This window comes from Micromonospora sp. WMMD735 (assembly GCF_049178995.1).
Classification (GTDB): Bacteria; Actinomycetota; Actinomycetes; order Mycobacteriales; family Micromonosporaceae; genus Micromonospora; species Micromonospora wenchangensis.
The window spans coordinates 6,080,116-6,093,349 of sequence record NZ_JBMHMJ010000002.1 but is presented as its reverse complement, the minus strand read 5'-3'; the positions used below and the strand labels follow the sequence as shown (position 1 = coordinate 6,093,349).

At 73.3% G+C, this 13,234-nt stretch carries 12 protein-coding genes; 5 read left to right on the top strand and 7 right to left on the bottom strand.

What is annotated here, in order from left to right:
• The first annotated feature begins 266 nt into the window (after window positions 1–266).
• Complete coding sequence (locus ACN268_RS26745; RefSeq protein ID WP_421485649.1) at window positions 267–1,613, top strand: aspartate aminotransferase family protein; 1,347 nt, start codon at window positions 267–269, stop codon at window positions 1,611–1,613.
• Between the two features lie 29 nt (window positions 1,614–1,642).
• Window positions 1,643–3,019 carry an NAD(P)/FAD-dependent oxidoreductase gene (locus ACN268_RS26740; RefSeq protein WP_421485648.1) on the top strand — a complete coding sequence of 459 codons (1,377 nt, stop codon included), beginning with the start codon at window positions 1,643–1,645 and terminating at the stop codon, window positions 3,017–3,019.
• 132 nt (window positions 3,020–3,151) lie between these two features.
• On the opposite strand, the gene ACN268_RS26735 is transcribed toward ACN268_RS26740, so the two are convergent.
• Window positions 3,152–3,532, bottom strand: a complete 381-nt coding sequence (locus tag ACN268_RS26735; protein ID WP_421485646.1) for a DUF3499 domain-containing protein — start codon at window positions 3,530–3,532, stop codon at window positions 3,152–3,154.
• Between the two features lie 154 nt (window positions 3,533–3,686).
• On the opposite strand from ACN268_RS26735, the gene ACN268_RS26730 reads away from it, so the two are divergent.
• Window positions 3,687–4,136: a metallopeptidase family protein gene (locus tag ACN268_RS26730; RefSeq protein WP_088642935.1), complete on the top strand. Its 450-nt coding sequence runs from the start codon at window positions 3,687–3,689 to the stop codon at window positions 4,134–4,136.
• Between the two features lie 233 nt (window positions 4,137–4,369).
• Here ACN268_RS26730 and ACN268_RS26725 read toward each other — a convergent pair whose 3' ends face one another.
• The 6 genes from ACN268_RS26725 to ACN268_RS26700 form a co-directional block, all read right to left on the bottom strand.
• Complete coding sequence (locus tag ACN268_RS26725; RefSeq protein WP_007455784.1) at window positions 4,370–4,627, bottom strand: WhiB family transcriptional regulator; 258 nt, start codon at window positions 4,625–4,627, stop codon at window positions 4,370–4,372.
• Between the two features lie 475 nt (window positions 4,628–5,102).
• Window positions 5,103–5,396 (bottom strand): phospholipase, encoded by a 294-nt coding sequence (locus ACN268_RS26720; RefSeq protein WP_421487005.1) that lies wholly within the window; start codon window positions 5,394–5,396, stop codon window positions 5,103–5,105.
• 73 nt (window positions 5,397–5,469) lie between these two features.
• Window positions 5,470–6,867, bottom strand: coding sequence for a DUF4331 domain-containing protein (locus ACN268_RS26715; protein WP_421485644.1), 1,398 nt, complete (start codon window positions 6,865–6,867; stop codon window positions 5,470–5,472).
• A gap of 175 nt (window positions 6,868–7,042) precedes the next feature.
• On the bottom strand, window positions 7,043–7,321 hold the full coding sequence (locus tag ACN268_RS26710) for a hypothetical protein (protein WP_088642933.1): 279 nt from the start codon (window positions 7,319–7,321) through the stop codon (window positions 7,043–7,045).
• Between the two features lie 126 nt (window positions 7,322–7,447).
• Complete coding sequence (locus ACN268_RS26705) at window positions 7,448–9,970, bottom strand: bifunctional FO biosynthesis protein CofGH (RefSeq protein WP_421485643.1); 2,523 nt, start codon at window positions 9,968–9,970, stop codon at window positions 7,448–7,450.
• Between the two features lie 123 nt (window positions 9,971–10,093).
• Window positions 10,094–11,056: a hypothetical protein gene (locus ACN268_RS26700; RefSeq protein ID WP_421485642.1), complete on the bottom strand. Its 963-nt coding sequence runs from the start codon at window positions 11,054–11,056 to the stop codon at window positions 10,094–10,096.
• A 98-nt stretch (window positions 11,057–11,154) separates the two neighbouring features.
• Here ACN268_RS26700 and cofD point away from each other — a divergent pair, with 98 nt between their 5' ends.
• Together cofD and ACN268_RS26690 are read left to right on the top strand one after the other, a co-directional pair.
• A complete protein-coding gene (gene cofD, locus ACN268_RS26695; protein ID WP_421485640.1) occupies window positions 11,155–12,102 on the top strand; it encodes a 2-phospho-L-lactate transferase in 948 nt (315 codons plus the stop codon).
• The gene (locus tag ACN268_RS26690; RefSeq protein ID WP_421485639.1) at window positions 12,099–13,226 is read left to right on the top strand and encodes a coenzyme F420-0:L-glutamate ligase; all 1,128 of its coding nucleotides are present in this window, start codon (window positions 12,099–12,101) and stop codon (window positions 13,224–13,226) included. The genes cofD and ACN268_RS26690 overlap by 4 nt, the downstream gene beginning before the upstream one ends.
• Window positions 13,227–13,234: the final 8 nt, after the last annotated feature.

Here is a 13,234-nt window from a genome sequence, read left to right as displayed (position 1 = left end):
CCGGATACCGCTGGCTGGCCCCAATCGAGTCGATCATGCGACTCACCCCGCCGAGGCCGGCCGGCGCGGGGCCGACAGGGCAGGCATCCCGCCGGACCGCCACCACCCCCAGAGCGTACGGATTCCGTTGCCTTTCTCCATCACTTACGCTGAATTCGTCGCTCCCAACGCGAACTAGGCTTGCATTTCGCGGCGATGCTGTGGGATAACCGTTGGTAGAGCGGCCGGTGCCACCCCTGCCCGGCCCGAGACCCGATGGGGCTGACATGGCCGACGCCACCGACCACCTCTGGATGCACTTCACCCGGATGGCCAGCTACGCCGCCGGGGAGGTGCCGACCATCGTGCGCGGCGAGGGCGCGTACGTCTGGGACGCGCAGGGCCGCCGCTACCTGGACGGGCTCGCCGGGCTGTTCGTCGTCAACGCCGGGCACGGGCGCACCGAGCTGGCCGAGGCCGCCGCGAAGCAGGCCGGCGAGCTGGCGTACTTCCCGCTGTGGTCGTACGCCCACCCGAAGGCCGTCGAGCTGGCCGAGAAGATCGCCTCGCTGACGCCCGGCGACCTCAACCGGGTCTTCTTCACCACCGGCGGCTCGGAGGCCGTCGAGGCGGCGTGGAAGCTGGCCCGCGCCTACTTCAAGCGCACCGGCAGGCCGACCAAGCACAAGGTGGTCAGCCGCTACCTCGCCTACCACGGCACCTCGATGGGCGCGCTGTCGATCACCGGCCTGCCCGGCATCAAGACCGACTTCGAGCCGCTGGTGCCCGGCGGGATCAAGGTGCCGAACACCAACTTCTACCGGGCCCCCGAGCACGGCGACTCGCCCGAGGCGTTCGGCGCCTGGGCCGCCGACGAGATCCGCCGGGCCATCGAACGGGAGGGGCCGGACACCGTGGCGGCGGTGTTCCTGGAGCCGCTGCAGAACTCCGGCGGCTGCTTCCCGCCCCCGCCCGGCTACTTCCAGCGGGTACGCGAGATCTGCGACGCGTACGACGTGCTGCTCGTCAGCGACGAGGTGATCTGCGCCTGGGGGCGGCTCGGCGAGTACTTCGGTGCCGCCCGGTACGGCTACCAGCCCGACATCGTCACCACCGCCAAGGGCATCACCTCCGGCTACGCCCCGCTGGGCGCGATGATCGCCAGCGACCGGCTGATGGAGCCCTTCCTCACCGAGACCGGCATGTTCGCCCACGGGGTGACCTTCGGCGGGCACCCGGTGTCCTGCGCGGTGGCCCTGGCCAACCTGGAGGTGTTCGCCCGGGAGGACCTGGTCGGCCACGTCCGGGCCAACGAGGGCGCCTTCCGGGCCACCCTGGAGAAGCTCACCGACCTGCCGATCGTCGGCGACGTCCGGGGCGACGGCTACTTCTACGGCATCGAGCTGGTCAAGGACAAGGCGACGAAGGCCACCTTCGACGAGGCCGAGTCGGAGCGGCTGCTGCGCGGCTTCCTGTCCTCGGCGCTGTTCGCGGCCGGGCTCTACTGCCGGGCCGACGACCGGGGTGACCCGGTGGTCCAGCTCGCCCCGCCGCTGATCGCCGGGCAGGAGCAGTTCGACGAGATGGAGCAGATCCTGCGCGCCGTCCTCACCGAGGCGTGGTCCCGCCTGTAGACCACCGGCGTTCTCCCCCGGAGCCGCACATGCGCTACCAGGAACTGTCCCACTGGCTGTCCACGGTGGACGACCTGTTGACCCCGCGGCCGGCGTTGCCCGGGGACACCGACGCCGACGTGGTGGTCGTCGGTGCCGGCTACACCGGACTGTGGACGGCGTACTACCTCGCCCGCGCCGATCCGACGCTGCGGATCGTCGTGCTGGAGGCCGAGATCGCCGGCTACGGCGCGTCCGGGCGCAACGGCGGCTGGTGCTCGGCGCTGTTCCCGACCGCGCTGCCGGCGCTGGCCCGTCGGCACGGCCCGGCGTCGGCGCTGGCGATGCAGCGGGCCATGCACGACACCGTCGCCGAGGTCGGCCGGGTGGTCGCCGCCGAGGGGATCGACTGCGACTGGCGGCACGGCGGGACGGTCCTGCTGGCCCGCACCGACGTGCAGCTCGGCCGGGCCCGGGCCGCCGTGGCCGAGGCCCGGGAGCACGGGCTCGGGCCGGACGACCTGGTGCTGCTCGACGCCGCCGGGGCCGCCGCCCGGTGCGCCGCCGAGGGGGTACGCGGCGGAACGTACACCCCGCACTGTGCTGCCGTGCACCCGGCGAAGCTGGTCCGGGGGCTGGCCCGCGCGGTGTGCCGGCTCGGGGTACGGCTGCACGAGCGTTCCCCGGTGACCGCGATCCGGCCCGGCGCGGTGGTCACCCCGCACGGCACGGTACGGGCGGAGGTGGTCGTGCGGGCCACCGAGGCGTACACCCCGGCGCTGCCCGGCCACCGCCGCACCGTCGCCCCGGTGTACTCGCTGATGGTGGTGACCGCGCCGCTGCCCGGGCGCACGTGGGAGCGGATCGGGCTGGCCGACCGGGAGACCTTCTCCGACTACCGGCACCTCATCGTGTACGGCCAGCGCACGGCCGACGGGCGGCTCGCCTTCGGCGGGCGGGGTGCCCCGTACCATTTCGGCTCCCGGGTCTCCCCCGGCTACGACCGGGAGCCCCGGGTCTTCGCCGCGCTGCGCCGGACGCTGGGGGAACTCTTCCCGGTGCTCGGGCCGGACGTGCCGGTCGAGCGGGCCTGGGGCGGCCCGCTCGGGGTGGCCCGGGACTGGTCCGCCTCGGTCGGGCTGGACCGGTCGACCGGGCTGGCCTGGGCCGGCGGCTACGTCGGCGACGGGGTGGGGACGAGCAACCTGGCCGGCCGTACCCTCGCCGACCTGGTCCGGGGCGTTGCGTCGGAGCTGACGGCGTTGCCGTGGGTGGGCCACCGTTCCCCCCGCTGGGAGCCGGAGCCGCTGCGCTGGCTGGCGATCAACGCCGGCCTCCGGGTGATGTCCTCGGCCGACGAGGTCGAACGCCGCACCGGCCGCCCGGCCCGCCGCGCCACCGCCCTCTCCCCCCTCCTGGGCCACTGACCCCACCCGCCCGCTCACCCGCCGCTGACGCCTCGGTGATCAAGAGGTTTGCGTCAGTCTGAAGATCAACCATGACGCAAACCTCTTGATCACCGGGGCGACCCAGGCGGGCAGAGAGGGAGGGAGCCGGGGTTAGTGGTTGGGGGGGATTACGCGCAGGTGGCCCCGGCGGCCGGTGGGCGGGGTCTGGGGGGTGGGGTGGTGGGGGTCGTGGTCGTCCTGGGGCGGGCGGGGGGCGACCGGGCGGGCCGCCTCGCGGACGGCTTCGGCCAGGGCGACCAGGTCGTCGGTGGTGGGCGGTGGCGGTTCGAACTCGCCCTCGTGCCGGACGACGTCCCAGCCCCGGGGGGCGGTCAGGCTCCGCGCGTGCTGCTCGCACAGGTCGTACGTGTGCGGCTCGGCGAATGCCGCCAGCGGGCCCACCACCGCCGTCGACTCGTTGTAGACATAGGTCAATGTGGCGACCGCTTGCCGGGGGCAGCCGTTACGGGAGCAGCGCCGTGGTGACCTCACGTGCGGCAGGGTATCCCCATTACCGGGTCCGGCGCACCGGTTCGCTTTGCGACACGCCCGTCACCGTGATCACAATTCGCACCTGGTGCTCCCGCCGCGCCCGTCGACGCGCGCCGCCACCGGCCGGGGCGGGCCGAGGGCTACCCTGTGGCTCATGACGAGCCCGGAACACCGCCGCCCCGGCTCCGGCCGGCGCAACCACCGCGACCGCCACGGACGTGGCCTGCGCGGGCGGCTGGTGCCGGCGACCGTGCCGTTGGCCCGGACCAAGGCCGAGATCTTCGACGACCTGGTGCTCGACACGGTGGAGACGCTGGAGCGCCGGTTCGCCACGGAGCTGGCCGGCGTCGAGTTCGCCGTCGAGGACGTCCCCCCGGACCTCAACGTCTACGACTCCGACGTGCTGGAGGACGGCGAGGTGCCGCTGGCCCGGCTGCTGCCCGGCCGGCCCGGTCGGCAGGAGGTGCCGCCCCGGATCGTGCTCTACCGCCGGCCGCTGGAGTTCCGCGCGATGGACCGCGAGGACCTGGCCGACCTGGTCCATGACGTGATCATCGAGCAGGTGGCGAACCTGCTCGGGGTCGATCCGGATGAACTGGCCTGACCGAGCCGCTGTCGCGCACCGTCGCCAACGCGTCGTTGGCCGGGCCGGGCAGGCTCCCGGGACCGCCCCGACCCCACCCCGCCGGCCGCTGGCTCCCCCGTGGACACGGGGCCGGTCGCCCCGGATGCGGCCGGCCTCCCCGTTGGCCGGCCACCGGCCCGACGTCGGTCACCCCCGCGACCCCGTCGGGCGTGAGCCGGGCGGCCCCCACCGCCCCGGCTCGACCCGTCGACTCAGGCGGCCCGCCGCTTGAGCTTGCGCCGCTCCCGCTCGGAGAGTCCACCCCAGATCCCGAACCGCTCGTCGTGCCCGAGCGCGTATTCCAGGCATTCCGTCTTGACCTCGCACCGCGAACAGATCCGCTTCGCCTCGCGGGTCGAGCCGCCCTTCTCGGGGAAGAACGCTTCCGGGTCGGTCTGCGAGCACAGTGCCCGCTCCTGCCACTCCGGCGCGTTTCCGAGCAGGTCGGCCACCTCAAGCTGGCCGTCCATCAGATGCCTCCTTGTCGCGCACCGACGTCACCGCCGCTGCAACCCCCCACGCGAAAGGCGTGCTTGTCCGTCCGGTCCCTATTTGTTGCGTTCCGCGCGAACAACCCCATCGAAATTACACGCGTGTAATGCGTGCGCCGTCAAGCCGAACTTGATAATGGAGTCGCCCTCCCGACACGCCACCGGACGGTCACCGGACCACCCGGCCCTCGCAACCTGCCCTATCGATTCAGACCCCGGGCGAGTAACGCCCTCTCCGGCGAGTTGCCCCAGATTTCTGCCGTGGCGTCGCCGCCCCGGACGACACCCGGGAACGCCGTCGGACACTCCGTCCGACCGTCTCGCCAAGATCATGAGCATGGTGGGGGACAGGTTAACGCGGTTGGCCCCGGACCGCCCGTCCAGCCGGAAATGCCGACAGCGCCCCGTCCACAATGTGGACGGGGCGCTCGGGTCGGGACGCCTGTGGCGACGCTCAGGTCGACCGGGGTGGGCTGCTCGGCCAGACGAATTCGGCGATCGCCCCACCGTTGACGGAGATCGTTCCGGCGGGCGTCTCCTCGTCCCACCAGACGGTATAGAGACCCGCCGTCAGATCCGGGTAGACGGCACTGTGGAACACCCCGTCCCGGACGATCCGCTCCCGGACGGCGGAGTGCGTCCGCACCGCGCCGTCCCGGTCGACCCGGCTGATCTCGATCTCCCGACCGTGCAGGTCACGTCCGGTGTAGATGATCAGGGCACCCATCTCCCCGCCGACGTCGAGCATCACCGTGCCGCTCTCCGTCGGCCCGTACTGGTGGTGATGGTGGTGGTGTCCGTTCACGCCGCACTCCGTCCGCTCAGGAGTCCGCCGCGGGCGGGTTGTTGAACCCGTCGTACGGCGTACCGAGGAAGGGGAAGTCCCGCAGGAACGGCGCGGTCACGTCGGCGGCACTCAACCCGGGGGTCACCGCGCCGGCCGCCGCGTCCGGCTTGAACTTCTTGTCCACCAGCGGCACGGTCACCCCGGCCACCGCCCGCAGTGCGATGCTCACCACGTCGTCGACGACCCGGCGGCCGTTGGGGAACCCGGCCAGGTCCCCACCGAGCAGACCGAACTGGTTCGGCTTGCTGCTCGGTTTGATCGCGGTGTTCAACCGCAGCATGTCGGCCTGCACGTCACCGGTGAGGTTGGTGAAGCCGTCGATCAGCCCGGACGGGATGCCGGTCAGCAGGATGGCGAGCAGGTCGGCCCGGGGCTTCTTGGACTTGTTCAGCGCGTCCAGGTTGGGGAACACCCCCGGGTAGAGCACCGGCAGCAGCGCCGCCAACTCCGGCTGCTCGACGAACCGGGCGAACCGCTTGTCCTCGGTCGGGGGCAGCGTGTTCCACAGGTCCTTCTTGGACATCGGCACGATGACCTCGTTGAACAGCGGGTTGCCCAGCCGGGACACCTGGGTCCACGGGCCGACCGCCGCGTCCGCCGCGACCTTGTCGCCGAGCACCCGCACCTGCTGCCGGGAGGCGGTCGTCCACACCCCGATCGTCGAGGCCCGGTCACCCACGCCGTACCGGTTGGCCCGGCGGCGCACCTTGCTCAGCGGCACCTGCACCGCGATGCTGTGCACGTTCATCCGGTCCACCGCGTTGACCGGCTCGCCCTCGGCCTTGAACAGCTTCTTGCCGGCCACGTGCAACTGCTGGAACGGGCGCAACGTGCCCAGGTCGAAGATCGCGCCCAGGTCGACGAAGAAGCCGTCCGCGCGCTGCCCGGCGAACACCTTCTCCCCCGTCGACAGCTTGAACGTCGCCTGCCGGACCAGGTCGTTGTACCTGGGGATGGAGAGCGGCCCGACGTTGCACGGCGGGCAGGGCAGCTTGTGCGCGAGCACGTGCTCCTTGCCGTCGGTGACCCGGGTCAGCTTGTAGAACTGCCGCCGGTTCCAGTTCTTGCTGTCCAGCGAGTCGATCGGGCCGGTGTTGTAGAGAAAACTGTTCTGGTTCGTGATCTCGGTACGGAATTCGAACCGGTAGGTCACGTCGGGATGGCCGTCACCGTCGTTGTCGATATGGATCTCGTACCGCACGTCGTCGCCGAACTCGAAGAAGTTCGGGCCGCCCGAGGGGAGCTGCAACGGCACGTAGTTGGCGATCAACGTCACCGAGTCGGGCCGGTCGGGGCTGACGAAGGCGTACAGGTCGGAACTGTCGGCGACCGGGTCCTTGCTTATTTCCGGTGCTTCGCGGTGGGACGACATGGCGGACCAACCTTTGCGGGATCATGAGGAATCAGGGCATGACGGACCGGGCGCGGCACCTGCGCCTGGCGGTGAAGGGGAAGGAACGCGGCCGGTCGACGCCGCGCGGCGGAAGCGGACGGGTCAGGCCGCCCGCTGACAGCGGTCGGGGCGGCCCGTCCGGACGACGGACAGGTCAGCCGCGCCCGGCGGCACGGCGCAGCCGGTCGGCCAGCCCCCGGTCGCGTACCTCGATCCGGGACGAACCGACGAAGACGTCCATCGTCCCCGACCTGGCGTCCCGCAGGTGGACCACGATCGGGCCGTCCGCGCCGGCCGCCGCCGGGGAGTTCTGCGCCACCGACACACCGGTGACCGTCAGGGCCGCCGCACCCAGCGTGGCGCTCGCCGCGGCGGTCAGTGTCTGCCGGCGGGTCAGTCGCGGCCAGGAACGCTTCCGCACTTCGCTCGTCATGGGGAACCTTTCCTCCGGCGGCGCGTGAGCGCGCGCGGTGTGGAGCGCGAGGTTGCCGGCGGCGGCCCTCGCCTCAACCGCCGCCGACGAACACTGGTACGGCCCGCACGCGCGAAAGGTTCGATGTCATCGCGACGGATGACCGTAAGCGGTCGTCCGTCTGCGCGCCGGCCGTCCGGCGGCGGCGGCGATCGCCCGCAACTGCTCCTCGGTACGCGCCGAACCGTTGCCCGAACCCGCCATCCGGGAGATGGTCTCCTCCATCAGGGTGCCGCCCAGGTCGTTGCAGCCACCCTGCAACATCGCCACGGTGCCCTCGTCGCCGAGCTTCACCCAGGAGCACTGGATGTTGTCGATCCGCCCGTGCAGCAGCAGCCGGGACATCGCGTGCACGACCCGGTTCTCCCGCCAGGTGGGGCCGGGCCGGGCGATGCCGGCCAGGTAGATCGGGGCGTTGGTGTGCACGAACGGCAGCGCCACGAACTCGGTGAACCCGCCGGTGCGGTCCTGCACGCCGGCCAGCACCCGGAAGTGCGCCAGCCACTGGCCGGGGTGGTCGACGTGGCCGTACATCATCGTGGAGCTGGAGCGGATGCCCAGCTCGTGCGCGGTGGAGACCACCTCGACCCAGGCGGCGGCCGGCAGTTTGCCCTTGGTGAGCACCCAGCGCACGTCGTCGTCGAGGATCTCGGCGGCGGTGCCCGGGATGGTGTCCAGGCCGGCCTCGCGCAGCATCGACAGCCAGTCCCGCACCGGCACGCCGGCCTTGGCGGCGGCGGTGGCGATCTCCATCGGGGAGAACGCGTGCACGTGCATGCCGGGCACCCGGGCCTTGATCGCCCGGACGATGTCGGCGTACCCGGTCACCGGCAGCTTCGGGTCGATGCCACCCTGGAGGCAGACCTCGCCGGCACCGGCCGCCCACGCCTCCTCGGCCCGGTCGGCCACCTGCTCCACCGACAGCCGGAACGCGTCGGCGTCCCGCTCCCGCTGGGCGAACGCGCAGAACCGGCAACCCACGTAGCAGACGTTGCTGAAGTTGATGTTGCGGTTGACCACGTAGGTGACGTCGTCGCCGACGGTGTCCCGGCGCACGTCGTCGGCGAGCCGGCACAGGTCGTCCAGGGCCGGGCCGTCCGCGCCGAACAGCGCCAGCGCCGCGGCGGCGTGCCGGGGCGCCAACAGCGCCGCCGGATCGTCGGCCGCCAGCCGCAGCCCCGCCCGCAGGTCACCGTCGGCACCCGCCGCCGGCCCGGCCGACGCGGCCGGGCTCACCTTGCCGGCGACCTGCGACCAGTCGCCGTAGACGCTGTCGAAGTCGCCCCGCCGGTCGTCGGTCCGACCGGTGGAGTCGATGGTGGCGTGCAGGTCCACCCGGCCGCCACCGAAGACCTCCTCCGGCTCCTGCCACGGGCGGCCCACCGGCCGCGCCGCCTCGACGGCCAGCCCGGTCGCCGGATCGGCCAGCGCGGCGACGTGCGGCGACAGCCGGGGGTCCAGCCACGGGTCGCCGGCCCGAACGTACTCGGGGTAGATGGTCAGCCGCTCGCGCAGGGTGAAGCCGGACTTCTCGGTCTGCCGGGCCAGCTCGTCGAGCTGCGGCCACGGCCGTTCCGGGTTGACGTGGTCCGGGGTGAGCGGGGAGACCCCGCCCCAGTCGTCGATGCCGGCCCGCAGCAGCAGGTCGTACTCGTCCTCGATCAGGTTGGGCGGGGCCTGGAGCCGGGCCCTCGGGCCGAGCAGCAGCCGGGCCACCGCCACGGTGGCCGCCAAGTCGTGCAGCTCCGCGTCGGGCAGGCCGCCCATCGCCGTGTCCGGCTTGGCCCGGAAGTTCTGCACGATCACCTCCTGGAGGTGGCCGTACTCCCGGTGCGCGCGGCGGATCGCGAACAGCGCGTCGACCCGCTCGGCGGGGGTCTCGCCGATGCCGATCAGGATGCCGGTGGTGAACGGCACCCCCACCCGGCCCGCATCGTCGAGCACCCGTAGCCGGACCGCCGGCTCCTTGTCGGGCGAGCCGAAGTGCGGGCCGCCCGGCTCCGACCAGAGCCGGGTGGCGGTGGTCTCCAGCATCATCCCCATGCTCGGCGCGACCGGCTTGAGCCGTTGCAGCTCCGACCAGGAGAGCACCCCCGGGTTGAGGTGCGGCAGCAGGCCGGTCTCCTCCAGCACCGCCACCGCGCAGGCCCGCAGGTAGTCCACTGTGGAGTCGTAGCCCCGCTCGTCCAGCCAGGCGCGGGCCGCCGGCCAGCGTTCCTCCGGCCGGTCACCGAGGGTGAACAGGGCCTCCTTGCAGCCCAGCGCCGCACCCTGCCGGGCGATCGCCAGCACCTCGTCGGTCTCCAGGAAGGCCGCCGGCAGCCGGTGCGGCACCGTGGCGAAGGTGCAGTAGTGGCACCGGTCCCGGCACAGCCGGGTCAACGGAATGAAGACCTTCTTCGAGTACGTCACCACGCCGGGCCGGCCGGCGTCGCGCAGCCCGGCGTCCCGGACCTCCCCGGCGATCCGGAGCAGTTCGTCCAGTGCGGGGCCCCGGGCGGTCAGCAGCGCGGTGGCCTCGTCGACGTCGAGCGCCCGCCCGGTGGCGGCCCGGCGCAGCGCCCGGCGTACCGCCGCCGGGGTCGGGCCGGAATCGGTGCGGTCAACCATCCGCCCAGCCTAGGCGCTTGCGGCGGCGATCCGGCAGGCACGCGGGCCGGGTGTGACATCTCCCCGGCGCCGCACCGGCCGGGTCGGCACGCGCGCCGCAGCGCGCCGACCCGGGCGGGTGGCTCAGTGCGGGGTGTTCGGGTCGTCGCGGCGGAAGGTCTGGGTACGGTCACCGTCGGTGTCGCTCGTGCCGGTGGTCGGCTCACCGGGCTGCCGGGGGATCGCCTGGGTCGGGTCGGCCGACGGGGGCTGCCCGAACGGCGGCCCGGCCGGCGGGGCGCCGAACGGCGGGGCGGACTGCGGCGCACCGAACGGCGGAGCCGACTGCGGCGCACCGAACGGCGGAGCCGACTGCGGAGCGCCGAACGGCGGGGCCGACTGCGGAGCGGCACCGGCCGGCGGAGCCGACTGTGGGGCACCGAACGGCGGAGCCGACTGGGGAGCGCCGAACGGCGGAGCCGACTGCGGCGGCGGAGCGAAGCCGGGCTGGCCGTACTGCCCGGTGCCGGGCTGCCCCGGGTAGCCGGCGCCCGGGTAGCCGCCCTGCTGCGGCCAGCCGGGCTGCGGCTGACCGTAGACGCCGGGCTGCGGCTTCGGCTTCGGCACGTGGTAGAGGGTGCGCCAGATCCGGTAGACCACGAAGGCGGCCACCCCGAAGAGCGCGAACCAGGCGGCCCGGGTCAGCATGCCGAGCAGGGCGTCCAGCACCTCCGCCTCGGCCAGCCGGCCGACCAGCCAGATCAGGAAGGTCAACACGCCGAACAGGGCGGCGAAGGCGTACTCGCCGACGGCGATCTGGGTGAACTGCCGGGCCCGGCCGGACACCGGCGCGAGGTGGGTGACCAGCAGCACGGCCAGCAGCGGCAGCACCGTCGACTCGACGCCGACGAAGGCGAAGAACTCGCTTCCCGCCCGCCCCGAGAAGGTGCTGTAGTCCGATGTCGGCACGAGCAGCCGGACGAACCCGACGAAGAGCAGCACGGCGTTCGCGCCGAGCAGGACGAGCGCGGCGAGTTCGCGCAGGGGTGCGGTGATCTGGCGGGCCTGCGACGCGTCGTGCGACGCGGGCTCGGCGGGGCTGGTCACGAACTCTCCCTCGGGGCGAAACGGACAGAGGCCGACGTGAGCCTAGTCTCCCGGGCCGCCCGGCGGCGGGACACGTCCCGTACGGGAGGATGGACGGCATGCGCATCGTGGTTCTGACCGGCGGAATCGGGGGTGCCCGATTCCTGCTCGGCGTCCGGGCGTACGCCCGCGAGGTGGGTGCCGAGGTGACCGCCGTGGTCAACGTCGGCGACGACCTCTACCTGCACGGCCTCAAGGTCTGCCCCGACCTGGACAGCGTCCTCTACACCCTCGGCGGGGGCGCCGACCCGGAACGCGGGTGGGGGCGGGTCGGCGAGAGCTGGACGATCAGGCAGGAACTGGCGGCGTACGGGGCCGAGCCGAGTTGGTTCAACCTCGGTGACAAGGACGTCGCCACCCACCTGGTGCGCACCACCATGATCAACGCCGGCTATCCGCTGTCGCAGGTCACCGAGGCGCTGGCCGCCCGCTGGCAGCCCGGCGTACGGCTGCTGCCGGCCACCGACGACCGGCTGGAGACGCACGCGGTGGTCGACCTGGACGGCGAGCGGCGGGCCATCCACTTCCAGGAGTGGTGGGTCCGGTACCGGGCGGGCGTGCCCACCGACCGGTTCGTCTTCGTCGGCGCGGACACGGCCAAGCCGGCCCCCGGGGTGGCCGAGGCGCTGGCCGCCGCCGACGTGGTGCTGGTCGCGCCGAGCAACCCGGTGGTGAGCATCGCCCCGGTGTTGGCGGTGCCCGGCCTGCGTGACGCGGTCGCCACCGGCCCCGCCCCCGTCGTCGGGGTGTCCCCGATCATCGGCGGCGCACCGGTGCGCGGGATGGCCGACCGCTGCCTGGAGGTCCTCGACGTCGAGTGCAGCGCGGCCGGGGTGGGCCGGCTCTACGGTGGGCGCAGCGAGGGTGGCCTGCTCGATGGCTGGCTGGTCGCGCCGGAGGACGACGGGGTGGCGGTGCCCGGGGTGACCGTCCGCGCGGTCCCGCTGCGGATGACCGACGAGGCGGCGACCACGGCGATGGTCCGGGCCGCGATGGAGCTGGTGTGAGACTGGAGATCCTGCCGGTGCCCGGCATCGGCGACGTGACCGAGGGCGACGACCTGGCGGTGCTGATCGGCACGGCCGCGCCGTGGCTGCGCGACGGCGACGTGCTGGTGGTCACCAGCAAGATCGTGTCGAAGGCGGAGGGCCGGCTGGTGGACGTGCCGGCCGACGGGCCGGAACGGCTCGCCGCCCGGGACGAGGTGCTCGCCGCCGAGACCGCCCGGGTGGTGGCGACCCGGGGGGCGACCCGGATCGTGCAGACCCACCACGGCTTCGTGATGGCCTCCGCCGGGATCGACGCCTCGAACGTCGACAAGACCCGGCTGGTGCTGCTTCCGGTCGACCCGGACGCGTCCGCGCGGGCGCTGCGCGCCGCCCTGCGGGACCGCTACCGGATCGACGTCGCGGTGATCATCAGTGACACGATGGGCCGGCCCTGGCGCAACGGGCTGACCGACGTGGCGCTCGGGGTGGCCGGGATGCCCGCGATCCGCGACCACCGGGGCGAGGTCGACCCGTACGGCAACGAGCTGCAACTGACCCAGATGGCAGTGGTCGACGAACTGGCCGGCGCGGGCGAACTGATCAAGGGCAAGTGCGACCAGGTGCCGGTGGCGGTGGTCCGTGGCTACCTGCCCGCACCGTCCCCGCCCGCCGAGGCTGCCGGGCCGGCGGCGACCCGCCCGGCCGAGGACGGCGTCGGCGCGGCGGCCCTGGTCCGGGAGAGCGACCTGGACCTGTTCTCCCTCGGCACCGCCGAGGCGACGGCGGCCGGCCTGCGGGCCGCCGCGACCCTCGCCGACGGACCGGGCGCGACGCCCGCCGACCCCGCCGCCGTCGACCGGGCCATCACCGCCGTGGCGACGGTGGTCGCGCCCGGCACCACCTTCACCCACGTCACCGACGACGAGGTACGCACCGGCCTCGCCGCGACCGTCGACGGCTGGCCGGCCGGGGCCACCGGACTGGTGCTCGGCGCGGCACCCACCCCGGTCGACCAGCCCGACCTGGTGCGCTTCGGTGCCGACCTGTACCGGCTGCGGATCGCGCTGGCCGCCGAGGGTGTCCCGTCCACCCTGCTGCCGCCGCCGACGGGCAGCATCGCCAGCGCCTGCCTGGCACTCTGACCGGCCCC